This is a genomic window from Niveispirillum sp. SYP-B3756, assembly GCF_009495745.1.
Taxonomy (GTDB): Bacteria; Pseudomonadota; Alphaproteobacteria; order Azospirillales; family Azospirillaceae; genus Niveispirillum.
In genome coordinates this window covers 50,144-74,656 of the sequence record NZ_WIDQ01000019.1, presented here as the reverse complement: position 1 = coordinate 74,656, position 24,513 = coordinate 50,144, and the positions used below count along the sequence as shown (strand labels likewise).

The following is a 24,513-nucleotide window of genomic DNA, read 5'->3' as shown; positions in this document are numbered from 1 at the left end:
AAATGATACGATGCCTGCAGGGACTTTCCAATGCGATTCAGGTCATGGGGGATTGGCTTACAACATCACATCAATCCATCATCCACAATACCGGCCACGCCTATGGCGCTCAGGTTGCCGCCGTCGGGGGCCAGAAAGATCGCGCGATGTTCTGATCGGCCGATCGTCCGATAGTGCTGAATCAAGGCCTCATGGTTCATGCCGAAGGCCCCCAGCAGATCGGGATTGAGGATGGCATAGGTTTCGGCATCAAAACCGTTTGTGCCCCCCCCGTCCCGGCTCAGCCCGTCGATGAGGTTACCCAGGCCTTCCAATGGCGGACCGTAGGGCCTTTCCTGCTGCGCTGGATTGAACGCGGCAGCGGCCTCCTTGTCATAGCCAAGCGTAGCCCGGCCTTCCGCTCTGCCATAATCAATATAATGCTGCACCAGGGCCGTACGATTCTCCCAAAAGGCATTGTGCAGATCAGGATTAAGCGCCGAATAGGAAATGGCATCAAAGCCATAGGTCGCGCGCCCTTCCGCCCGGCCATATTGCTGGTAATGGTTGATCAGGGCGTTTTCATCCAGCCCGAAGGCGGCGAACAGGTCGGGGTTCAGCGCGGCATAGGCCTCCGGATTGAACCCACTGGCCGCCCGCCCCTCTGCCCGGCCGTAATTGAGATAATGCCAGGCCATGGCCGTGGCATCATTGCCATAAGCCGCCGCCACATCCGGGTTCAGCGCCCGATAGGCGGCGATGGAAAATTGCGGCGGGATGTCATTATCCACCACAAGCCCATAGAGAGAGGTGCTTTTCTGCTGCCACGCCAGGCTGGTACCCTGAAGGTCACTGATAACCAGTTCGATGGTCTTGTTCCCCTCATAGATTTTGTCACCCAGCACATCGATGGCAACCGTCACGCCGCTCTGCCCCGGGGCGATGGTCACCCATTGCTTCAGGGCAACATAATCGGTGCCGGCTTTGGCGGTGCCGTTGCTGCCGGTCATCACGAAGAAACTGACCGGCTTGTCGGATGTCGTGGTCCAGCCCGTCGCGTCGGTCAGTTTCATGCTATAGACCAGCTGGCTGACACCACCGGCATCCCCTTCCACCACCCAGCCGCCCTTGGCCGTCAGGATAGGGTCGGCGGGGGTTGGCGGCCCCGGGATCGCCAGCGGCGGGGTGGCGATGGTCATATCGGCGAATTCCAGCCATTCAATCCCTGATATCTGATCCGTCTCCCCATTATTTCGGGTGATGGTCAGGTCGTAATAGCCGGGAAAAATGGTGTATTCGGCAAATTTTCCGGCAAAAACTGCCGTATCCTGCCCCGCCCCGCCGCCCAGCGTATCATTGCCGGGGCCGCCGGTCAGGCGGTTATCGGCGGCATTGCCGATCAGCACGTCATTGCCATAGCCCCCCACGGCGTTTTCAATGACGGTGCCATAGCCGATCATGAACTGACCGGTGCCGCCCAGCAGCCGACCCTGAGGGAAATAGTCAATGTCGTCTGCGAATGTGCTGAAGGCACCTTCGGCCAGATCGATCCTGACACGCCGGCCCGACCCTTCGGCCGAAACCGTGTCATTGCCACCGCCATCCCAGATATAGCGGGTCGCATCCGCCACATTGACGAAATAAGGATCGTCCCCGGCGCGGAAAGTTTTATTGGGGCCAAAGAGATATTGAATGGCCGCAATATCATAAATTCCCAATGTAGATACATCATCACCGTTATAGGACATCACGGTATTGATAAGCGTATCTTCATAAGGTGGGAGAAATGGCCGCTCTCCATTACCGGAAAAGGCATCATAATCGCCAGGATGTTTCAACCCCAACACATGCCCGATCTCGTGCAGATAGGTCAGAGAGGGGGATTCGGTGGCATTGATCCAGATACTGCTGCCAGATTTCGTCAGGACTGCATAGCCACCCGCCTGCATCTGCGCGGCGGCAAACTGCACATCGGGCACGGTTCCGGCGGGGGCTTCCACAAAGCTGATATCGGCAACCGCCGCCCATTGGGCAAAGGCGGCGCGGGCCTGCTCCTTCTCCATGCTATTCAAGCTGCGCGGGTTGGTGGCACCGCCATAAAGCCCCGTCGACAGATCCTGTTGCCAGCCGTAGGTAATAACGGGGGACGATCCGACATGGGGTGTCACCCCCCGATAGCTGGCGACCAGTGCCTGGATGAAGTAGGGCACGTAATAGATGTCGGATGCGGCCTGGGTGGTTCCCACGCTGGCCGCCGGCAATGCCGATACCGTCCCGAGCGCCTCCACGGAAAACAGGCACTGGTTTTGCTGATTGCCGCACAGGAAGCACATGGGTTCACCCTTGATCCGTCTATCAAATTATCGGAACCAAAGAGCCCCACCCTGCCCGCCATGGTCCGAAAACATGCTATTTCATACAATTATCCATGCGCATTTCCAATATCAACACAAGTGATAACAGTTTCCGTCCAACGGGAAACAGCGTGATATTCAATCGCCCGGCCCGATCATCGTCACCCGCCGCCAGCCGGTGCCCGATCCCCGATCGGCAAGCAGAAAATATGCGCCCCGTATCTTAAAAAAAAACCCACCCGGCGGGGCAATGCCGGGTGGGGTTTTCAAAAAGGGCCGGTTTCCGCTCGAACAGGGCGAAAACCACCCCCCCCTTCAACCGCTCAATGATTATCCCGCGGCAGGCCCTTGGTCTGGGCGATGCGCTGGTATTTTTCCGCCCCTTCCAGAATGGCACCCGTGTTCATCTGGCCGACGGTGGCGCGCTGGATTTCCTGCCAAGGCGTCTGAGAAGCCGGATAGGCGTAACCGCCAGCCGCCTTCAAGTCGGCCCGGCGCTTGGCCAGTTCCTCATCGGAGACCAGCACATTGACGGTGCAGGTCTTCAGGTCGATGCGAACCCGGTCGCCGGTGCGCAACAGGGCCAGCGCCCCATCCGCCGCCGCTTCCGGAGAAGCATTAAGGATGGAGGGCGAACCGGACGTGCCCGACTGGCGGCCATCGCCGACGCAGGGCAGGGCGGAGATGCCTTCGCGGATCAGATAGGCCGGCGGGCGCATATTCACCACTTCGGCCGCCCCCGGATAACCCACCGGGCCGGCACCGCGCATGAACATCAACGTTTCCGACGTGATGCCCAGCGACGGATCGTCGATGCGGTGATGGTAATCCTCCGGCCCGTCAAACACCACGGCGGGGCCTTCAAAGGCCTCCGGGTCGTTGGGGTTGGAGAGGTAGCGGTCGCGGAATTCCGGGCTGATCACGCTCGTCTTCATGATGGCGGCATCAAACAGATTGCCGCGCAGCACGATGAAACCGGCCTTTTCCTTCAGCGGCTGGCCATAGGGGCGGATGACCTTCTCATCCTCAATCTCCACGCCCCGGCAATTATCGCCAATGCTCTTGCCATTGACGGTCAGCGCGTTTTCGATGATGCGGCCCTGCTGCATCAATTGCGACACCACGGCGGGCACGCCGCCGGCGCGGTAATAATCCTCGCCCAGATATTCGCCGGCGGGCTGCAAATTCACCAGCAGCGGAATATCATGGCCGTGGCTCTGCCAATCCTGCAGGTCCAGTTCCACACCCATATGCCGGGCGATGGCGGCCAGATGGATCGGCGCGTTGGTGGAACCGCCAATGGCGGAATTCACCGCAATGGCGTTCAGGAAGGCTTCGCGCGTCAGAATGTCCGACGGCTTCAGATCTTCATGCACCATCTGCACGGCGCGCAGGCCGGTGCGCCAGGCCACTTCCTGGCGGTCACGATAGGGGGCCGGGATGGCGGCACCGCCGGGCAACTGCATCCCCAGCGCCTCGGCCAGGCTGTTCATCGTGGTGGCGGTGCCCATGGTGTTGCAATAACCCGTGGACGGGGCCGACGACGCCACCAGCTTGATGAAACCGTCATTATCGATCTCACCAGCCGCCAGCATCTGGCGGGCCTTCCAGACGATGGTGCCGGAACCGGTGCGTTCACCCTTGTGCCAGCCATTCAGCATCGGGCCGACCGACAGGGCAATGGCAGGGATATTCACCGTCGCCGCCGCCATCAGGCAGGCGGGCGTGGTCTTGTCACAACCGATGGTCAGCACCACGCCATCCAGCGGATAGCCGTACAGCACCTCCACCAGGGCCAGATAGGCCAGGTTGCGGTCCAGCCCCGCCGTCGGGCGCTTGCCGGTTTCCTGGATCGGGTGAACGGGGAATTCCAGCGGAATGCCCCCCGCCTCCCGAATACCGTCGCGCACCCGCTCCGCCAGCACCAGATGGTGGCGGTTGCAGGGGCTGAGATCGGAACCGGTCTGGGCGATACCGATGATCGGCTTGCCGGAGCGAAGCTCCTCCAGCGACAGGCCGAAATTCAGATAGCGCTCCAGATACAGCGCCGTCATGTCGATATTGGCCGGATTATCGAACCAGGCTCGTGAACGCAGCTTCTTCGGTTCGGTGGGCGCGGGGGTCATCACCAACGGTCCTTCATTCTTACTGGGCAACGGACAAACGGAAACTCATGTCATGCCGATAGGGTTTCCCCGGATCGACACGGGCAGTGGTGAAGCTGGGCTGGTTGGGCGCATCGGGGAATTTCTGCGGTTCCAGGGCGATGCCATCGCTCATCCGGTACAGATGCCCCTGCTTGCCCACCAGCGTGCCATCCAGGAAATTGCCGGTATAGACCTGGATACCGGGCTGGGTTGAGTAAACCTCCAGCACGCGACCGCTATCCGGGTCTTCCAGGCGGGCGGTCAATTTCTGCTTGGGCGTCAGGCCGCTATCGATGGCGAAATTATGGTCATAGCCGCGACCGGCGACGATCTGCGGGTCGGTGCCGTCGCGCAAACCATCGCTCAGCACCCGACCCTTGCGGAAGTCAAACACCGTACCCTCCACCGGCTTCAACTCCCCCGTGGGGATCAGGGCGGCATTAACCGGGGTATAGTGGGAAGCGGGCAGCGTCAGCTTGTGCCGCAGAATACCCAGCGGGCTGCCTTCGCCAGCCAGATTGAAGATGGCATGGTTGGTCATATTGACGATGGTCGGCTTGTCGGTCGCCGCGTCATAGGTCATGGACAGAACGTTATTCTCGTCCAGCGCATAGGTTGTTTTCACCGACAGGGTGCCGGGATAGCCCTGGTCACCATCCGGGCTGGTCAGGGTCAGGGTAACCGATGCCGTCTCACCCTGGCGGATATCGGCCACCTGCCAGTTATGCTTGTCGAAGCCCTTCACCCCGCCATGCAGCGAATTCTGCTTGTCGTTCTGGGTCAGTTGATAGGTCTTGCCATCCAGGGTGAAGCGCCCGTCGGCAATGCGGTTGGCATAGCGGCCCACCGTGATGCCGAAATAGTTCGGCGTCTCCACATAGGGTTTCAGCGTGTCATGGCCCAACACGATATCCGCCACCAGTCCCGTCCGGTCCGGCGCTTTCAGCGCCTGCAGGGTCGCACCATAAGTCAAAATGGTAGCGCTCACACCCTTATTATTGATAAGGGTGATCGCCTCCACCTTGGTGCCGTCGGGCAGTTCGCCGAACGGCGCGCGGCTGGCACTGGCGGCGAGCGCTGCGGAGGAAGCCAACAGGGTGCTGGCGCAAAGGGCGAAGGCCAGGGCCGCACGGGAGTGCTTATTGGACAAGATCGGGGTTCCTCTCTTTTGAAACGATGCGCCGTTGACCGGCTCGCTTTCTGCCAGCTATATACTCATACAAAATAGAATGGAAGCCGTCCCGAGAGGAAACACCCCAAGATGCCTCCAGCACCGATTTCCCAGCCCGGCACCGGCCATCCGGCCGTATCCGCTGTGGTCAACAATTATCGCCCCGTGCTGGCTCTGCTGGCCAGCTTGTTCTTCATCTGGGGCTTCATCACCGTTATCAACAACACGCTGCTGCCGCATTTACGCAGTGTTTTTGACCTGACCTATGCCCAGACGACCTTGATCGAGTCGGTTTGGTTCATCGCCTATCTGGTGGCCTCGGTCCCCTCGGCCAAGCTGATTGAACGGATCGGTTATCGCCGCGCCATGGTGGCGGGGCTGCTGACCATGGCGGTCGGGTCGCTGATGATGGTTCCAGCGGCGCGCATCCCCTCATATGAAGTGACGCTGGTGGCTTTGTTCATCGTGGCGGCGGGTATCGCGCTGCTGCAGGTGGCGGCCAACCCCTATGTTGCCGTGGTCGGCCCGCCGGAAACGGCGTCTTCACGGCTTAATCTGGTGCAGGCGTGCAATTCCGCCGGCACCACGCTGGCGCCCTTGTTCGGCGGTTATCTGATCCTGGGCCGGTCGACCGGCGGCACGGCGGAAGCCGGGGCCACGCTGACGGCAGCCGAACGGCTGGCCGATGCCCAGTCGGTGCAACTGCCCTATCTGATCGTGGCGGCAGTGCTGCTGGTGCTGGCCTTTGTCATCGCCCGTTCCCGCCTGCCCGATATCAGCGCCACGGCGCGCCGGGCCGACGCCGAAGAACGCAAGAAGCATTCGCTGTGGAAGCACCGCAATCTGGTGTTCGGCGTGCCGGCGATCTTCATCTATCTGATTGCCGAAATCGGCGTTGCCAACCTGTTCATCAATTTCATCAGCCAGCCGGATATCGCCGCTGTCACCCATGAACAGGCGTCCAACTATCTGTTCCTGCTCTGGGGCGGCATGATGGTGGGTCGCGTCGGTGGCGGTTATCTGATGCGCTGGATCAAGGCGGAAAACCTGCTGGCGGTCGCCTCCATCGGGGCGTTCCTGGTGATGATGGCCGCGGTGCTGCTGGATGGACCGGTGGCCATGTGGGCGCTGATCAGCGTTGGCCTGTTCCATTCCATCATGTTCCCCACCATCTTTACCCTTGGCATTCGCGGCCTGGGCCCGCTGACGGAAGAGGGGGCGGGGCTGCTGATCATGGCGATTGGTGGCGGCGCGCTGGTTTACTTCCAGGGGATGCTGGCCGATGCCTATGGGCTGCAGACCTCTTTCCTGCTGACGGCGGCGTGTGAGCTATATGTGTTGTTCTATGCCCTGTGGGGCGCCAAGCCGACAGCCGCCATTGCAAGCGGCCATCGGCTGGATTGAGGGTAGTTTGAGATAGGCCCCCCGGTCGTCGGGGGGAGGCGAAGGGGGAGTTTGTTTCGCTATTCACTACCTTGCCACTTCACCACCGTCATTCCCGCGAAGGCGGGAATCCAAAATCCGCGCTGTTTTATGGATTCCCGCCTTCGCGGGAATGACGGTTAAGAGGCTGGAAAAGCAGAGACAGTTTATGGCCTAACTCCCCCCCAACCGCCTGAACGGTAACAGGCCCTTGTTATGATGCCCATGCGGGTATGGTACCCGCCGGAGCGGAGGTGAGTTGAAGATGAGTGTGATCGACGGCAGCATCCTGATCGGTGCCAAGCAGGTTCAGGCCCAGGCCCGGTTCCAGGGCCTGAACCCCGCCACGGGCGAGGTGATCGGCCCCGATTTCTCCGAGGCCGATTCCGGCCATGTGGCGGAGGCCTGCGCCCTGGCGGCGGCGGCCTTCCCCAGCTTCTCCACCCTGTCGCTGGAAGCACGCGCGGCGTTTCTGGAAGATGTGGCCGCCCGCATCCTGGATATTGGCGATGATCTGATCGTCCGCGCCATGGCGGAATCCGGCCTGCCGCGCGCCCGGTTGGAAGGTGAACGCGGCCGCACCGTCGGCCAGTTGCGCCTGTTCGCCGCCGTGGTGCGCCAGGGCGATTGGCTGGATGCCACCATTGATCCGGCCCTGCCCGACCGCGTGCCCCTGCCCCGTCCGTTCCTGGCCCGGGTCAATCAGGCCATCGGCCCGGTCGCCGTGTTCGGGGCCAGCAATTTCCCGCTGGCCTTCTCCGTTGCCGGTGGTGACACCGCCTCGGCGCTGGCTGCCGGCTGCCCGGTGGTGGTGAAGGGCCATCCGGCCCATCCCGGTACGGGCGAACTGGTGGCCCGCGCCATTGCCGCCGCCGTGGCCGCCGCTGGCCTGCCGGAAGGTGTCTTCTCCTATCTGCCGGGCACCACCCAGGTGCTGGGTGGGTCGCTGGTGGCGCATCCGCGTATCAAGGCCGTGGGCTTCACCGGCTCGCGCGCCGGCGGGCTGGCGCTGGCCGCCATTGCCGCCAAGCGCCCGGACCCCATTCCCGTCTATGCGGAGATGAGTTCGATCAACCCGGTGCTGCTGCTGCCGCACGCCGCCGCGTCGCGCGGGGCCGATCTGGCCGCCGCCTTCATCGGCTCGCTGACCATGGGGTCGGGCCAGTTCTGCACCAATCCCGGTCTGGTGCTGGCACTCGCCGGGCCGGAGACGGAGACCTTCATCGCCGCCGCCGGTGAGCATCTCAGCAAGGCCGCCGCCCAGGTGATGCTGTCGGGCGGGATCTGGCAGCATTATTGCGCGGGCGTGGACAAGCTGGAAAGCCATGAGGCCGTCACCCTGGTGGCGCGCGGGCTGGCGGGCGAAGGTGTCAACCGGGGTCAGGCCGCCCTGTTCCGCACCGATGCCCAGCATTTCCTCTCTGATGAGGCGCTGGGGGCGGAAGTGTTCGGCTCCTCCTCGCTGGTCATTGTCTGCCGTGATAAGGGCGAGTTGGCCCAGGTGCTGGCCGGGCTGGAAGGCCAGTTGACCGCCACCATCCTGATGGATGCCGACGATCAGCCGCTGGCGGCCGAATTCCTGCCCCTGCTGGCCGAGCGCGCCGGTCGTGTGCTGGCCAATGGCTGGCCGACGGGGGTGGAGGTTTGCCACGCCATGGTGCATGGCGGCCCCTTCCCCGCCACCAGCGATGCCCGCACCACCTCTGTCGGGGCGCTGGCCATCAACCGCTATGTCCGCCCGGTCTGCTATCAGAACCTGCCGGACACGATGCTGCCGCCGGCCCTGCAAGCCGCCAACCCGTGGAAGATCACCCGCCGGGTGGACGGCGTACGCCAGCCGGTATAATCCAGCCTTCCTTCTTCTCCGCCGGCGCTGATCGGCACTTTTGAGCAAAGCCGTTTCTGGGCAACCGGAAACGGCTTTTGTCTTTTCACGCGGCCTGGAAAGGCCCAATCCGGCACTGAGTTGCTTTTTCTGAAGATAAAACAATCGACTATGTGATATCCCCTGCGTTCACTCAGGATTTATCACTTTTCAACAAAATGAATAACATTTGTTTTTTCAGTACATAATGGTTAATACATTCATAAAGCCATGAAATACAACAATATGCCAATGGATTTATTCTATCAAAATCGGATGAATCGACGATAATCTGCCCCAAATTGGCAAAAATGACCCGCGTTTCAGAAACTACTTTTGGTAAATTTGTCCAATCAGTTTTTCGCGTCATAACATAGGGTTTGCCACACAGTTTCCTCTTGTTCTTTCCACGACAGACCCGGCAGCGCCGCTCGCCGGCCAACGAAGAGGCTAGACATGGCTTTCCCTACTGCGGTCAATGACCAGATCACCGACAGCGTTACCCAGGTAAATACCAAGGTGCTGGGCGACGCCCCTGCCATTGCCATGGGCAACCTGTATCAGGCCACCGCCCAGGCGCTGGCGAACGCGGCGCACAATGCCACCAACGCCCAGCAGCAGAGCTATGTGACGGCCCAGTCCGCCACCACCATGGGTGTGGCCACGCTGTATTCGCTGGATACGGCGTCAACCGGTGTCGCCACTGCGGATATCCTGAAAACCGGCGTGAAGGGTCTGGGCTGATCCCCCGTCGGCCGCCCTGGCCGGGGCGGCTGATGCGACCTGACAACCTTACCCTTGAAGGAGAGATGAGATGGCTTTTCCCACCGCCGTGAACAACCAGATCACCGACAGCGTCACCCAGGCCAATACCAAGGTGCTGGGCGACGCCCCCGCCATTGCCATGGGCAACCTGTTCCAGGCCACCGCCCAGGCGCTGGCGAACGCGGCGCACAATGCCACCAATGCCCAGCAGCAGAGCTATGTGACGGCCCAGGCCGCCACCACCATGGGCGTGGCCACGCTTTATTCGCTGGATACGGCCACCACGGGTGTCGCCACCAAGGACATCCTGTCCTCCTGACCGGTGAGGCGCGGCCTTATCCGATCGGATGGCCGCCCATCACCCCGCTGAACCCATAAGCCCAGGATGTGGCCGCCATGGCTTTCCCGACTGCCGTCAATAGTCAAATCACGGATTCGGTAACCCAGAGCAATCTGCAGGTCCTTGGCATCGCGCCAGCGGTCGCCATGGGCAGCCTGTATCAGGCCACCGCCCAGGCGCTGGCGAATGCGGCGCACAATGCCACCATGGCCCAGCAGCAGATGTATGTGGCGGCCCAGGCCGCGACAACGGCTGGGGTGGCACTGCTTTATTCCCTCAACACCGGCACCACAGCCGCAGCGACAATCAAGATCCTGCGCTGATGGTCATTCCATCACTGATATGAAGGAGCATTTACAATGGCTTTCCCCACCGCGATCAACAGCCAGATCACCGACAGCATCACCCAGGTCAACACCAAGGTGCTGGGTGACGCGCCTGCCGTCGCCATGGGCAACCTGATGGTCGCCACCAGCCAGGCCCTGTCCAACGCGGCGCACAATGCCACCAACAACCAGAACCAGTCCTATGTGACCATGCAGACGGCGACCACGCAGGCGGTCTCCACCCTGCTGACGCTGGACACCGCCACCACCGGTGCCGCCACGGCGCAGGTGCTGGGTCTGGTCTGATCGCGGCAGGCCGGGCGGCCGGCTTTCACCGCCCGCCCGGCCAAGCTGACATGGGGGCAAGATGGCCGATGGCAGCAGCGTGCCGGCCGTGACGGCGGTGGATGATGTCACCGTCATCAATGTGGCGATGGCACCGTCAATCGCCATGGGCATGGTTTACACCAGTACCGCCCAGGCGCTGGGGCTGGCCATGGCCAATGCCACGGCAAACCAGCAGCGCGGCCAGGCGATTGGCGAGGCCGTGCTGGGCCGGGTGGTCACCATGATCCTGCAAAGTGCTGCCAGTCCCTGAATGCCCCCTCTGACAAATGCCCTGGACGGACAGAAGAATGGCCGAGGATGTGATGGTCAATGATCAAATCGTGGATTCAGTGACCGGTACGGCGACATTGCTGACCGGACAGGCACCATCTAACGCCTTTGGCATGTTGGATACGGTGATGGTGGAAACGCTGGGTATGGCGATGTACAACGCCGTCAACCGTCAGCAGAATGCCGGGATGACCGGCAATGCCGCCGTGACGGCCGCGTGTGCGCGCATGTTGCAGACACCCATCCCTATCCCGATGCCGCCTTCACCACCGCCCCCGCCGCCGCCGGCGGTGCATGATCTGCCGCCCCCGGCCCCGCCCTATATGACCACGGCAATGGCCGAAGCGGCCGCCATGGCCCAGGCGCAGGCCGCCATCGCAACCCTGCGGCATCTGGCCAAACAGTCCGGCGGCGATGCGGAAAAGGCCAGCACGGCGCTGGCTGACCTGATCAAACAGGCCGGCGGGGTGCCTTTATCCAACACGGGTCTGGTCAATCAGAGCGATGATGCAAAGCCGTCGGACACAGACAGCAAGGCAGGCACCGACGATGCCGGGAATGACACCGTCGCCGGTGGCAGCAACTGACCCCTGATCCCCGGTACCAGCGTCGGCCGATCCATCTATCCCAGAAATGAGGCTCCGTCATGGGCGATATCAGCAAGGTCAATCCGCAGGTCATCGACGTCATCAACCAGGTGCAGCAGGCAACCATGGCACCCCAGGTGGTGCTGACCAGCGGTGCCGGTAAAGCCTATCAGTCGGTGGCCCAGGCGGCGGCGATCGCTGTGCAGGATGCCGCCGATGCCCTGCGCAACGCCACCACCATCGCCAGCACGGCGGCCGGGGTTGCAATGGCGCAATTTCTTGCTACCGGGGATTCGCGCTATAAGGAAGCGTTGACCCTGGCGCAGGAAATGACCAAGTCCGCGACAACGGATTTCAGTAACATCGGTACAGCGGCCTCCACAGTGCTGAAGAGCTTCCCGGCAGGCTGAACAAGCGGACAGGAACGATCATGACGCTGATCATCGCCAACAGGGCCATCAACGGGCAAGCCAGCCTTTCCGACGTCGCCAGGCTGGCGCTGGCCACGGTGGATGGCGGCATTGAATGGGTGCAATGGGCCGTGCAAGCGCCCGGCCCCTATGCTTTCGACGATGAAAGCCGGCTGCTGGACGGGGTGCAGCGCGGGCTGCACGGCGCCCCCTGCACATTGCTGCCCAACCTGCAATTGTTGGTCGGGCCGGTGAAGCTGATGACGCTTGGCCCCGCCGATCTGCGCACATTGCTGCGGGCGGAGACTGACCCATCCAACCCGGTGCTGCAGAGCCAGCTGCAAACTCTGCTCTCCAATCACCGGCTGGTCACCGCCACCGGCTTTCAGGCGGTGCGGGCGCTGCTGACAAGCCTGAATGTGGCCGACAATCCGCTGTTTCAGGTGCTGGATCTGCAAAGCCTGACCATCCTGCATAGCATGATGGCCTTCCCCGATGCCGCCAGCAACGATCCAGTCAATCAGGCGGCGGCTTCCTTTGCGGTGACTCAGGCCCGCAGCCCGGCGGAATTCGCGGATTATTATACCGCCTTCCTGGGGTATATCACACGCCTGTCGCTGCGCGGTGAGTCGGCGGAAAAACAGACACAGATGGCCACCGCCGCCACGCAGACCCTGCTGCCCCTGCTGTTCGGCGCGCTGGACTGCCCCTCGGTCGGCCCGCTGGCCGCGCCGGGGGAAGTGGCAGCGGCGGTGCAGGATTGGCTGCGGCGCGGCAATCTGGTCGGCTTTGCCCGCCTGTCAGAAGCCTGCGCCAATATCATGATCCATTCCAGCTATGCTGGCGGCAACAGCCAACAGGCGCAGCAGACGATCCAGGAATATCTGGGCACCTGGCAGGCTTTCCTGCAGACCAACCCGCCCCGGCGGGGCCTGATGGAACAGGATGGTGCCACCTGCCGCTTCCCGCTGGAGGGCAATGGTCTGGTTGGCGAGCTGATGCTGAACACCAATGGGAATATCACCACGGTACTGTTCCGGCGCCAGCAGGCCCATGAAACCGGCACCAGTCCCGTTCCTGACAACCCGCAGTAAAGGCCGATCCGATGACAACCAGCAGCGATATACCCGATACCCCTCCCATCCCGGCCGCACCCTCGATTGAGGCTGCAACCGACCTGATCCGTCAGGCGATGCAGGCGGCCGAAAATGCCGTGCAGCAGGCTATCGCGGCTGCCCAGCAGGGGGTGGAGCAGGCAAAGGCAGCCGTCGCTGCCAGTGATCCGACCGGGCAGGCCGATGCCGCCCTGGCAACCGCTCAGCATCAGGCGGATGCCGCCGTCGCGGCGGCGATGGGGGCCGGTGACAGCGCCGCCGCCAACGCGATGCAGGCAGCAGAACAGGCCGTGCAGCAAGCCATGGCCGCCGCCCAGCAGGCCGTTGACAATGCTACTGCCGCCACCAGCCCCCCGGCCTGACAGCCCCCGACCGCAGCAGACGAGAGACAAATGAGCTTCCCCAACCCCGAACAGGCCTTCCAGATCGCCATCGCCCAATGGGAAGGGTTGTGGGAAGCCAACCCGTCGGACACCGGCAACTACGCCCACTGCAAGGCCGGCGGCACCAAGCTGATCGGCACCATGCGGGGGGTGACGCCCGATGTCTATGCTGCCTGGATTCAGATCGACCCCTGTGCACTGACCGCCCAGCAGATGCAGCAGGATGTAACGCTGCCAGTGGCCGCCCAGATTGCGGTGAAGGATTATTATCAGCAGCCCGGCCTGGACAAGCTGAGCTGGAGCCCGCTGATCGCCATCACCATGGATTTCGGCTGGACCGCCGGCCCGTCCCGCGCCATCAAGACCCTGCAGACCCTGGTGGGGGCCACGGCCGATGGCGTGCCAGGGCCAGCCAGCGCCAATCTGGTTAACCACTATATCGCCCGCACCGGTATCGCTGCGGCTTGCGACAATTACACCGCCCGACGGGTGGATTATTACCTGTCGATCAGCCAGCCCGGTACACCGGACGCCCAGTTCCGCCAGGGCTGGCTGAATCGGGCCAACTGGTTCCTCAGTACCAACCCCTCCCCCTGCTGGTGGGACAATTGGCGCGACTGGACCCCGGCCGCCGGCTGAAGGCCTGGCCAGCCCCCCCTTGAAGGGAACCCCCTTCCATGATCAAGCGCCACAGGCGGCTTCTGCTGCTGTCGAGAAACTGTCGTCCTCAAGCCAAGGAAAAGACCATGCGCGTCGCCATCATCGGAGGAGGCTGCGCCGCCGCAGGCGCGCTGGAAATCCTGGGTGCCAACCCCAAAATACAGGAAATTGTCGTTTTCGAAGCCGCCTCCCACTGGGGCGGGCGGGCCTGGACAAGAAAGGTAGACGAAGCCTATTTCGACATGGGACCGCAATTCGTGCAGGATCCGGGCGTCACCATCTCCGACGCTGACCCCACCTTGAAGGGGACGGATTTGCCGGAAACCGCAAATCCCTGGCTGAAGATCATCAAGAAGCTGAATACAGCCAATCTCAGTAACTTCACCTGCCTGCAGATTGATCCGACCACCTATTACCGGGTTCCCGATGGCGCGGGTGGCTGGCAGGATGTCTTTACCACCAACGATATCAATCAGGTCAACAACACCATTGATACCGATTTTCAGTTCGCCGCCACGAAACCAAACCTGCCAGCGTCAGTTACCTATCAATCGGGGGGACCGTTCGCCGGCACGGTCCATCTGGCATTGGGATCGAACGGCTATGGCCCCATCGCGGAATCGGTGGAGACCTGGCAATATATCGCCGCCGACAGCGACCGCCAGGTTGCGCCGGCGGGGGAACAGCCCAACATCTATGTCGCCCCCGGTATCGGCGATGTGGTCGGCCTTTACATGAATGTCCTGACCAATCCAGCCGAAGGTTCCAGCTGTGCCATCACCGGAAATCTAAAAACAAAAGTCCTGTCAATTCAGCAGGGGAGTAATCAAATAAAAATCGACACTGAAAATGGAAGTTTCTACGGCTTCGATTTTTGTATTGTCACCATATCTCCCTATGCTCTGGCAAATATCGCCTTCACCCCACCCTTGCCGGCGGAAAAAATAAAGGCATTGAAATATATCGGCCTGGGAAATTACAAAAAAATTGGCATCTATGCGGATAATATACCAGAATCTATCAAAATGAATACAGAATATTATACGATTGATCTCGATGGTCAATCATGCTGGCAATATTTCCGCAATCCCCATTTTAAGAATCTTCTGATCGGCGTTGCCAGCGGCAACTTCGCCCGCACCCTTGAGACAATGGACAAGGAACAGGTGCGCGATCGGTTTACGGCCGTGATCAAAAGTCGATATGGCGATGTCACCCTGAATATCACGGATTGGGCCGTCACCAACTGGGCGAACGAACCGCGGATCGGCGGGGCCTATTCCTACACCATCGCCGATGGGGGGCCGGCAGATGATCCCTTCCCCTTACAGGCACGCGATCTTTTGCAAACAACACATCAAAACATTTTCTTCGCCGGAGAGGCGGATTGGACGGAGGCTTATGGCACCATTCATGGCGCCTACTATTCCGGACAGCGGGCCGCCAACGCCTTGCTGAACCGGCTCTGACCTTCGCTTGCCCTCCCCTCCCCTTTCAGACTTCCCCTTCCGGGGGATCATCCAGGTTGTCCCCATGCAGGAAACCGACTTCGCCCGGCTGCACGGCAGCGCCCCCGGCTTGCGCTCAGCACTGGAAGATATGCTCCGTCTCGTGCTGAAACAGCACCGCGCCGGCGGCGGCGCCATTTTGTTACAGGGTGCCGCTGCGTTCCCTTTGGTGCGGCCCGCTCTGCTGCGGATGGAATGGCGCGCTGGCCAGCTGTCCAGCCATTGGGGAGACGAAGGGGAAGAAGGTTTTGACGGCCTGATCGCCGGCGCTGGAAGCGCCAGCAGGGCAGAATCCAGCTTCGCGCTGGCGGGCCAGCCGGCAGGCCGGATCTGGCTGCGGCTACCGGGGCCGGTCTCCAACAACGAAACCGCTGAACAGGCCCGGCTGCTGGCAGAACAGTCGGCCTTTCTGCTCCAGCGCCATGCTACCCGGCTGTGGACGCTGGAGCGCTGGGGATATCCCTGGATGCTGGCGGGGGGGAGCGAGGGGATGCGCCTGCTGGATGGCTTCATCCAACGGGCCGCCGGCAGCAGGCTGCCTGTGCTGCTGCGCGGGGAGTTCGGCACCGAAACGCCGCTGGTCGCCGCCGCCATCCATGCCTGCGGAACGGGCCATGCCGCCCCCTTCCTGCGGGTGCAATGTACCGGCGGCGACAATGATCCCCGCCCCTGGCTGATGGAAGCGGCGGGCGGCACCCTGTTCTTGATGGATGTGGAGAAGCTGCCGCTCCAGGCCCAGGAACGGTTGGCGCAGCAACTGGCGACGCTGGCATCGGCAAACCCCGCCGACAGCACGGCCTGTCCGCCGGCCCGGCTGATCGCCTCCATCACCGGGGAACCGCGCCATCTGGTGGCAGAGGGCGCCCTCTCCCGTGCCTTGCTGGCAGAGCTGGATTACCTGACCACCACGATACCGCCGCTGCGCCAGCGGCTGGCGGATATCCGGGCCTTGTTGGAATCCGCGCTGGAGCGGCACGGTCAGAACCCGGCAGAACGGCTGGGAGAGGAACTGGTGACGCTGGCCGGCGGCCATGACTGGCCGGATAACTGGCGGGAACTGGAACGGTTCGTCGCCCGGTTGTCGGTGATGGCGGCGGGGCCGGTCATCGGGCAGGCCGATATACGCCAGCACGCCGCCTGGGTGCTGCCCACGGCGGACCGCCCCGCCGATCCGGTCACGGGTGCCCCCGTGACCACACCATGGGAGGCCGATACCACCCCGCCCCCCGCCGGCCCGCCGACCTTCCCTGCCCCACCCGCGACGATCCGCGCCAAGGCGGCGCTGGTGGACAGGCCCGGCCCCAGCATCCACGAACCGGCACTGGCTGACAGCATTGGTGCCGCCCCGGCCGATCATTGGGTGGCCATGGCGATCAATCCCGACCCGGCCCTGCTGCAGCGCCTGCATCCCAGCCTGCGCCGTGCCCTGACCTTCCTGGGGCGGGCCTATGCAGAGCCGATCAGCCTGGCGGAGCTCGCCTCCCAGGCCCATGCCAGCGCCTCTCATCTCAGCTTCCTGTTTCGCACCGAACTGGGCCTGTCCACGCGCACCCTGTTGAACCGGATCCGTATCCAGAAGGCGCAGGAGGTGTTGCGCAACCTGCCCCGCCTGCCGGTGACGGAGGTGGCGCTGCAGGTCGGCTTCTCCGACCTCAGCCATTTTGAAAAGAATTTCCGCCGCTTCGTCGGCCTCACCCCGGGCCAGTACCGGCGAGGCCTGTAAAGCCACCGTGGCCGAGACCGCCACCTGCTACTAAAGAATGAAGAAACCTGCGTTGATTGGTTACGATCAACGCAGGTTTGGTATAAAACAGGCAAGCGTGTACCCTTAAAATAGGGGGGCCGCACGATCGGGCAGATCGTTGCCGGCAGTTTGGCCTGAGGGAGCTTTGCCAAAGCATGAAGTGCTGCATTCTTGGAGGCGGGGGCTTCATCGGCACAAATATCGCGCAACGGCTGGTCGCCGACGGCGTGCATGTGCGCATTTTCGGCCGGCCGTCGCCTTATGCGGATGCCGTGTCGGGCGCTGTCCATTACCAGGGTGAATTCGCCGACATACCAGCGCTTCAAGCGGCTGTTGACGGCTGCGATCTCGTTTATCATCTGATCGGGTCAACCAACCCGGTGACGGCGGAAAACGACAAGCTGTTCGACCTGCGCGATAATGTGGAGAATTCCCTGCACCTGCTGGATATGGGTGCCCGCGGTGCGTTTGGGCGGCTGGTCTTCCTGTCATCGGGGGGGACCATCTATGGTATCCAGCAAAACATGCCGATTGCAGAGGATGCGCCACAATGGCCGATCTCCTCCTATGGGGTGACCAAGCTGGCGCTTGAACGCTATCTGAACCTGTATGGCCATCTTCAGGGGCTGGATTATCGCATCGCCCGGCTCTCCAACCCGTTTGGGGAGTTCCAGGTGACCCGGAAGGGTCAGGGGGTGATTGCCACCATTCTGCGCTGCGCCTTGACGGGGGATACGTTCCGCATCGTCGGCGATGGTTCGGTGACGCGCGACTATATCTATATCGGCGATGCCGTGGATGCGCTTGTCATGCTGGGCCATTATCGCGGCGGGGAGCGCGTCTTCAACGTGGCCAGCGGGCGGGGCCACAGCATCATGGATCTGGTCGGGCTGGTGGAATCCCTGTCGAACCGGCCCATCACCCGCCAGCATCTGCCCAGCCGCGCGATTGATGTCCCGGTCAATATTCTGGATATCACCCGGATCCAGCGGGAACTGGGCTGGACCCCGCAGACCCCGATGGCGGAGGCCCTGAACCGGGCTTACCGTTGGATGGGGGAGATTATCGCGCGGCCCGCCTTCATGCCTGTCTGACGTCAGACACCGAAGCCCCTCCCCTCATGTTGATGAAAAACCATCAACATACCCCCTGTTTACGATTGACAAGCCCCCTGCCCTGCGTCACCCCTGATGCAGCGAATTTCAGGGGGAATACCCACATGGACGGCGAATTGCTCAAGGCCTATCGGCGCAAGCGTGGCCTGTCACAGGAAGGCTTTGCCGAGATGCTGAACGCGAAGCTGGACCGCGCCTATGACAAGGCCAAGGTCAGCCGCTGGGAAAACGCCAAGGAACCGGTGCCCGACCCGGTGGCTGATTTCATGCGCCGGGGTACGCGCACCCGCGCTCGCATCATCGCCACCGCCAACCAGAAGGGCGGGCAGACGAAAAGCTCCACGGCACTCAACCTCGCCCATGCCTTCGCCATGATGGGCAAGCGGGTGCTGCTGGTGGATGCCGATCCCCAGGCCTCCGTCACGCTGGCCGCCGGGGTGGATCTGGAAAGCTGCATGGCCAATGGCAATGTGCTGGGTGCCGTGCTGGATGAAAAGAAAACCCTGCGGGAGATCATCGTCAGCGTGAACGGCATCGATGTCGCCCCCACCGACATCACCCTGGCCGAGTTCGAGGTTTCCGTCCTCTCCAAACCCGGCCCGGAAAAACGTCTGGCCCGCGCCCTGTCTGACGTCAGACAGGATTATGATGAGATCATTATCGACACGCCGCCGCATCTGGGCGTGTTGACCCGCAATGCCCTGGTCGCCGCCACGGATATCCTGATCCCGGTGGTGCCGGCCCCGCTGGATGTGCCGGGGGTGCCGCTGCTGCTGCGCACCATTGAACAGATCCGCATTTATGAGAACCCGGAACTGAATGTGCTGGGCATCCTGCCCAACCGGTTTGAGGCGAATACGTCGGTGCAACAGGCCACGCTGCAGCAATTGCTGGCGACATATGCCGATAGCGTGCGCGTGTTCGAGCCGATCCGCAAAACCACGGCGATGGATCAGGCCGTTTATAACGGCGTCATCGCCGTGCGGGCGCTGCCCAAGGATAACCCGGTCGTGGTTGGATATCTGCGTCTGGCGGAGGAGATTTCCCATGAAGCTTAAGGCCAATCCGAAAAGCCCGCTGTCCCAGGCGGTGAAGGCCTCCGCCGGCACCGCTGCCGCCCCCCAGGGGGCCAGCGCGCATTTCCAGCGCAGCGCCGATTTCCGCCAGATGTTTGAGGTCGATCTGGACCGGGTGCATCCCCGCCCCGACCAGCCGCGCCGCCATTTCGATGAAGGGGAGTTGCAGGCACTTGCCTCCTCCATCGCCGCGCGCGGCGTGCTGCAACCGATCCTGGTGCGGAAAAGGGAAGGGGACGAGGACGGCCATTATGAGCTGATCGCCGGGGAACGCCGCTGGCGCGCCAGCCGGCTGGCCGGGCGCGACCGTATCCGCGCCCTGGTGGTGGATGGCGACCCGGCGGAAATCGCCCTGATTGAGAATATCCAGCGTGTCGACCTGACCGCGTTGGAAGAGGCGCGCGCCATCCAATCGCTGATGCAGGCGCATGATTACAGCCAAAGCCAGGTGGCCGATATTCTGGGCCGCAGCCGCGTGCGGGTGAATGAAACCCTGCGCATCCTCTCCCTGCCCGCCGACCTGTTGAATGCGATGGAGGGAGAGGGCAGGGGCCTGCCGCGCACCCTGCTGCTGCAAATCGCGCGGGAGGAAGACCCCGCCCGCCAACGCACCCTGTATCAACAGGCGATCAGCGGGGCAGGGGAGAAGGCCCTGCGCGCCGCGCGCCCCGCCAAAGCCAATTCGGAGAAATCGCCAGCCCCCCCGGAGCAACTGGATCAAGCGCGCGACTATCTGCGGGCATTGACCCGCACCAGCCTGGCCCTGCCGCCCGTCGCCCCCGTGCGCGCCGCCCTGTCAGAGCCCCAACGCGCCCGCCTGCGCGAGTTGCGTGACCATCTAAACGCCGTGCTGGGGGAGTAATCCCCCAGCACCGGCCCCGCCTTACGTCCTGAAAGGACTAAATTCTTAAAACCCGTCCGTAAATTTACTAAGCCCTTTCCACTTACTAACCATCATTCCCGCGAATTATTAACCGTCATTCCCGCGGAGGCGGGAATCCAAAATCCGCGCTGTCGTATGGATTCCCGCCTTCGCGGGAATGACGATAGTGACACGGCGAGGTTTCAGAAAGTAGGATAACTTTTTGGGCGGACATTTATGGCTGAAGCACGTGCTTCAGCCATTCATCCCAGGTGGTTTCGCGAACACGGTCGGCAAAAAGGGCCAGGATATCTACAACATGCCGGGAAAACTGCTCCATCAGGATTAATTGCCGCTGTCCAGCCTCCCCCAGAACGGTCGCGCTACGGTTTTGCACGCGTGCATTCAGCTTCTCGACACGTTCCAGCCAATATTCGGCACGGTCCATCCAATCTTCCACCTGCCCAATCTCAAACCCTTTTAATACCCACAATTCCACCCGGTCCTTAAAATCACCATCGCGTTGGCAATTCTGCCAAAGCATGAAAAGTTCAAACATACAATTGGGCGATTTCAGATATTTGTCGCTCAGCATCACAAATACCCGGTCGCCCTTGCCCAGCCGGCGCATAAAATCGGAAATACTATCCCCTGGACGCAGCACATTCTTGTCCCGCAGAATCGTCCGCCCCTGCGCCTTTGCCGCCTCGCACAGCCGGTCCACATCCTGTTCCCGCTGCGGTGTGTCCTTATCTGCCCAGGCGTAGGAGACATACCATGTCTCCCCCGTCGCCGGCTCCGGCCCCGGTTGCAATGCCACCTCGCCCATCCGCGTCCCCTCTCTCTGCCGGGGCACTTTTGGCCCGGCGTCCCCGCGTAGGCCCACCTTGGCCTGCGCCACCTCCACCAATTCCCCCAACCGGGCCAACAACCCCTCCGCATCGCCGCGCTGGGTGCGCAGGTGGATATGGCCGGCCCAGCCCCCGGCTGGGATCACCTGTTCAATCCAGAACCGGCTTTGATAATTCGTGTCATACCCACAAACCCCGCCCTGCCAATAAACCGCATCCGGCCCGGCCAATTCTCCGATCATGCACAGGATGGTGCGGATCAACCCGCCATGCAGCAGCGGATAATCCATCCGCCATTCCGCCGCCGCCGCCTCCCCATCCCAACGCGCCTCCAACCGCGCCGCCATGGCCTGCCGGTCCGGCAACAAGTCCGGCGCGATAAATTCCTCGTACCATCCCCCCGCCCCCCACCACCGCCGGTGAACGAAACAAATCCCGCAGGATTGCATCATGCTGAGGAACAGCTTCTGTTCGTCTCCATCAAAACCCTGCCAGACCAACCGGCCCAGCAAATCCCGGTCAAACCGCCCATCCTGCCGGCGGATCGCCGTCAGCGCCTGGCTCTTCCGGTCAAAAATCGCGTAAATCGCCTCCAGCGCCCAGCCCTGGTCCAGCACCACCTGATCATCAAACAGGCCGGGCCGGTACAACACCACCCCTTCGGCATCCAGCCAGGTCAACACATGCTCAGGCTCGGTAATCCCCCCGGCTTCCGCACAAAGAGCGTGAAATTCCGTCCTGGAGAGCAGGCGCCGCCGCTGTTCCGCCGGCACTTGCTTATTCTCCGCCTGCATCCCCTCTAGCCGCTGGCGCAACCGGTCCCGCCCGGCCCCAATCAGCGGCACGCCCATCCGCGCCGGGTCGCGCAGCCATTGCGCCGCCTCCCCCAGCCTTTCCCGCAACCCCGCCAGCCCACGACGGTTCTTCACACTGATATGCAGGCTGGCCGCCGGAAAGGCCAAATCCTCCAGCGCCGTCGCTGGCACGGGGAAGGGCCGCACCTCCGCCGCCGGCTGGTCGCATTTATTCTGCACCAGGGTGATCGCGCTAGCCGCATGGCCCTGTTGCCGCGCCAGCGCCACCCAATAGGGCAGGGGATAATCCCGGAACCATTCCGCCCCCTCCCGCACGCCGCTGCGCGCCTCCGTATCGGCAGCCCAGACCAGCAGCATCAGGGAAGGGCTGTTCAAAAACAGCGCATGGGCCCCATGATAAATATCCTGCCCGCCAAAATCCCAGACGGACAGTTTCAACCCATCCGGCAGATCGGCCATCTCCACCTGAATGCCATGGGTGGAATCCCATGCGGGATTCAAGATGAAATCCGCCCGGCAGAGCGACCCGGCAATCTGCGTCTTCCCAGCCCCGCCATTGCCCAAAATCAACAGCTTCACCCGGCTGTCCTGTACCGCCCCCGCCGCAAGATCGGCATAATGGGCACGCAGGCGGGGCAGGCAATTGTCATCATATTTGGCGGAAAGCACACCGCTGGCCGGAATGCCGGGGATGGTTACGCCTTCTGCGTAAAGCTCTTTCAGCGCAGGCAATTGCACCAAAATACGCAGATCACTAACATCCGTGCTGCTGCAATCAAGATATTGCAGTTGGGTAAGCTCGGCCAGCGCACTAAGATCACTCACCTTCGTGTGGCTGCAACCAAGATGTTGCAGTTGGGTAAGCCCTGCCAGCGCACTAAGATCACTCACCTCCGTGACGTTGAAATCAAGATATTGCAGCTGGGTGAGCCCGATAAGGGGACTCAAATCACTCACACTTGTCTCTATGCAACCCAGCACTTGCAGTTGTGTGAGCGCGCGAAGGGGGCTCAGATCACGAACATCCGTTAAACTGCAATTCAGTACTTGCAGCTGGGTGAGGCCAGAAAGTGGTTTCAGATTACTCACATTCGTGTACCGGCAGTCGAGTACTTGCAACTGGGTGAGGCCAGAAAGTGGTCTTAAATCGCTGACACCCATCCGACTACAGTCAAGTACCTGCAGGTAGGTGAGAGCGGAAAGTGGGCTCAGATCTCTCACCTGCACCCACTGTAAGTTCAATTCCTGCAGTTTGGACAACCCCCTCACGAAGTTCACGTTCTGCAGATCGCTATGCCCTAATTCCAGAATACGCAATTCCCGCAGCCGCGCCAGTTTAGCGGCATCATTGTTGACCTTGAAATGTAAGCCGAACCGATGTTCCCCAACCTTCTGCCCCAACCGCAATTCCCGCAGCCAAGTCAGCTTAAAAAGCTCATCCGGCAGCCCCTCCAGGCTTAACCCCTGCAGGTCCAGCGCCCCGGTCTGCGCCTCCGCCTCCGCCCGAATACGGCGGAGAACCTCTTCCATATCATTACCGTGGTTACGCATCGTCCGGGGCGGGCCTGTTTTGCTTGTAGGCGGGTGGGGTCATACTAACCAGGATTGCTACCCCCCCGCCAGATACATGCAGCCATGCTCCCCCGCAGCAGCAAACTCCCCCCTTGCCTGTCCCCCACGCTCTGTAATAGGATTTATTTCCCCAATCGCGGAGCGACAGCATGTTTTTCATCCCACCCCCCAACGCAACATCCACAAAATTCCTGTTGCGTAGTGTTGCGCAGGATCGGGCAAACCCTGGCGAAAACTCCGAAACCCCACCCCTGGCAAAAACTCCGACCGTTTTGGCCCCCCTGTCCGCAACTCCGAATCGGGGCCGCTGAACGCCTTGTAAATCAAACGCTTCGGGCCGGGCTGGCCAAAACTCCGAAAGGGCAGGGGGCAGGATCAGGAAAATGGATAACCCATCGACAGCGCAAAAGGCCGGAGTCGCCATATCCCCGGCAAACCCTGGCAAAATCTCCGAATGGCGGCTGGCCTCTTTGCTCCGATTCGTGGCCAATGGGGGGCGTCGTGCGCCGGTTTGGCCACGCCATCACCGGGATCGGGGGCAAAATCCTGGCCAAAACTCCGAATGCCTTGCCCCTTTTTCGCGGCATCTCCCCGTGCCAGCCCCTGGCAAAATCTCCGAAACCATTGAAATTCCAGCCTTTCCTGAAGTTCCTTTGATTCCTACTAAGATTCCTAGGGCCGGAATCGCCCAATCATTCCAACCCCTTACACCCCCTTTCCCGGAGGTTTCGCCAGCCCATTCGGGAGTTTTTGCCAGGGGTGAAGGGGAGGTTTCGCCAGACCCGAACGGGAGTTTTCGCCAGGATCGCCCCCTTTCATTCGGAGTTGC

General features: G+C 61.8%; 21 protein-coding genes. 17 read left to right on the top strand and 4 right to left on the bottom strand.

What is annotated here, in order from left to right:
• Positions 1 to 65 precede the first annotated feature (65 nt).
• The 3 genes from GE253_RS26605 to GE253_RS22775 form a co-directional block, all read right to left on the bottom strand.
• The gene (locus GE253_RS26605) at positions 66 to 2,312 is read right to left on the bottom strand and encodes a M10 family metallopeptidase C-terminal domain-containing protein (protein ID WP_153206448.1); all 2,247 of its coding nucleotides are present in this window, start codon (positions 2,310 to 2,312) and stop codon (positions 66 to 68) included.
• A gap of 344 nt (positions 2,313 to 2,656) precedes the next feature.
• The gene (locus GE253_RS22780; protein WP_153206446.1) at positions 2,657 to 4,459 is read right to left on the bottom strand and encodes an IlvD/Edd family dehydratase; all 1,803 of its coding nucleotides are present in this window, start codon (positions 4,457 to 4,459) and stop codon (positions 2,657 to 2,659) included.
• 19 nt (positions 4,460 to 4,478) lie between these two features.
• Complete coding sequence (locus GE253_RS22775; protein WP_211101554.1) at positions 4,479 to 5,630, bottom strand: aldose epimerase family protein; 1,152 nt, start codon at positions 5,628 to 5,630, stop codon at positions 4,479 to 4,481.
• 111 nt (positions 5,631 to 5,741) lie between these two features.
• Between GE253_RS22775 and GE253_RS22770 the strand changes: the two genes are divergently transcribed.
• From GE253_RS22770 to GE253_RS22690, 17 genes are all read left to right on the top strand, one after another.
• On the top strand, positions 5,742 to 7,055 hold the full coding sequence (locus GE253_RS22770; RefSeq protein WP_153206445.1) for a sugar MFS transporter: 1,314 nt from the start codon (positions 5,742 to 5,744) through the stop codon (positions 7,053 to 7,055).
• Positions 7,056 to 7,338: 283 nt separating this feature from the next.
• A complete protein-coding gene (locus GE253_RS22765) occupies positions 7,339 to 8,919 on the top strand; it encodes an aldehyde dehydrogenase (NADP(+)) (protein ID WP_153206443.1) in 1,581 nt (526 codons plus the stop codon).
• A gap of 474 nt (positions 8,920 to 9,393) precedes the next feature.
• Complete coding sequence (locus GE253_RS22760; protein WP_153206442.1) at positions 9,394 to 9,681, top strand: RebB family R body protein; 288 nt, start codon at positions 9,394 to 9,396, stop codon at positions 9,679 to 9,681.
• Positions 9,682 to 9,751: 70 nt separating this feature from the next.
• Positions 9,752 to 10,021, top strand: coding sequence for a RebB family R body protein (locus tag GE253_RS22755; RefSeq protein ID WP_153206441.1), 270 nt, complete (start codon positions 9,752 to 9,754; stop codon positions 10,019 to 10,021).
• Positions 10,022 to 10,098: 77 nt separating this feature from the next.
• Positions 10,099 to 10,365 carry a RebB family R body protein gene (locus GE253_RS22750; RefSeq protein ID WP_153206440.1) on the top strand — a complete coding sequence of 89 codons (267 nt, stop codon included), beginning with the start codon at positions 10,099 to 10,101 and terminating at the stop codon, positions 10,363 to 10,365.
• Between the two features lie 36 nt (positions 10,366 to 10,401).
• A complete protein-coding gene (locus GE253_RS22745) occupies positions 10,402 to 10,674 on the top strand; it encodes a RebB family R body protein (RefSeq protein WP_153206439.1) in 273 nt (90 codons plus the stop codon).
• Between the two features lie 61 nt (positions 10,675 to 10,735).
• Positions 10,736 to 10,966: a RebB family R body protein gene (locus GE253_RS22740; protein ID WP_153206437.1), complete on the top strand. Its 231-nt coding sequence runs from the start codon at positions 10,736 to 10,738 to the stop codon at positions 10,964 to 10,966.
• A 37-nt stretch (positions 10,967 to 11,003) separates the two neighbouring features.
• Positions 11,004 to 11,573, top strand: a complete 570-nt coding sequence (locus GE253_RS22735) for a RebB family R body protein (protein WP_153206436.1) — start codon at positions 11,004 to 11,006, stop codon at positions 11,571 to 11,573.
• 59 nt (positions 11,574 to 11,632) lie between these two features.
• Positions 11,633 to 11,983, top strand: a complete 351-nt coding sequence (locus tag GE253_RS22730) for a hypothetical protein (protein ID WP_153206435.1) — start codon at positions 11,633 to 11,635, stop codon at positions 11,981 to 11,983.
• 20 nt (positions 11,984 to 12,003) lie between these two features.
• Positions 12,004 to 13,077: a hypothetical protein gene (locus GE253_RS22725; RefSeq protein ID WP_153206434.1), complete on the top strand. Its 1,074-nt coding sequence runs from the start codon at positions 12,004 to 12,006 to the stop codon at positions 13,075 to 13,077.
• A gap of 11 nt (positions 13,078 to 13,088) precedes the next feature.
• The gene (locus GE253_RS22720) at positions 13,089 to 13,460 is read left to right on the top strand and encodes a hypothetical protein (protein WP_153206432.1); all 372 of its coding nucleotides are present in this window, start codon (positions 13,089 to 13,091) and stop codon (positions 13,458 to 13,460) included.
• 30 nt (positions 13,461 to 13,490) lie between these two features.
• Positions 13,491 to 14,120 carry a glycosyl hydrolase 108 family protein gene (locus tag GE253_RS22715; RefSeq protein WP_153206431.1) on the top strand — a complete coding sequence of 210 codons (630 nt, stop codon included), beginning with the start codon at positions 13,491 to 13,493 and terminating at the stop codon, positions 14,118 to 14,120.
• 38 nt (positions 14,121 to 14,158) lie between these two features.
• Positions 14,159 to 15,610 (top strand): NAD(P)/FAD-dependent oxidoreductase, encoded by a 1,452-nt coding sequence (locus GE253_RS22710; protein ID WP_153206430.1) that lies wholly within the window; start codon positions 14,159 to 14,161, stop codon positions 15,608 to 15,610.
• A 64-nt stretch (positions 15,611 to 15,674) separates the two neighbouring features.
• Positions 15,675 to 17,372 (top strand): helix-turn-helix domain-containing protein, encoded by a 1,698-nt coding sequence (locus tag GE253_RS22705; RefSeq protein ID WP_153206429.1) that lies wholly within the window; start codon positions 15,675 to 15,677, stop codon positions 17,370 to 17,372.
• A 176-nt stretch (positions 17,373 to 17,548) separates the two neighbouring features.
• On the top strand, positions 17,549 to 18,487 hold the full coding sequence (locus GE253_RS22700; RefSeq protein WP_153206428.1) for an NAD-dependent epimerase/dehydratase family protein: 939 nt from the start codon (positions 17,549 to 17,551) through the stop codon (positions 18,485 to 18,487).
• A gap of 125 nt (positions 18,488 to 18,612) precedes the next feature.
• Positions 18,613 to 19,566, top strand: coding sequence for an AAA family ATPase (locus GE253_RS22695; protein WP_173012783.1), 954 nt, complete (start codon positions 18,613 to 18,615; stop codon positions 19,564 to 19,566).
• Entirely contained in the window at positions 19,556 to 20,446 is an 891-nt protein-coding gene (locus GE253_RS22690) for a ParB/RepB/Spo0J family partition protein (RefSeq protein WP_173012782.1), read from the top strand. Before GE253_RS22695 ends, GE253_RS22690 begins: the two co-directional genes overlap by 11 nt.
• A gap of 235 nt (positions 20,447 to 20,681) precedes the next feature.
• On the opposite strand, the gene GE253_RS22685 is transcribed toward GE253_RS22690, so the two are convergent.
• Complete coding sequence (locus GE253_RS22685; RefSeq protein ID WP_173012781.1) at positions 20,682 to 22,937, bottom strand: COR domain-containing protein; 2,256 nt, start codon at positions 22,935 to 22,937, stop codon at positions 20,682 to 20,684.
• Positions 22,938 to 24,513: the final 1,576 nt, after the last annotated feature.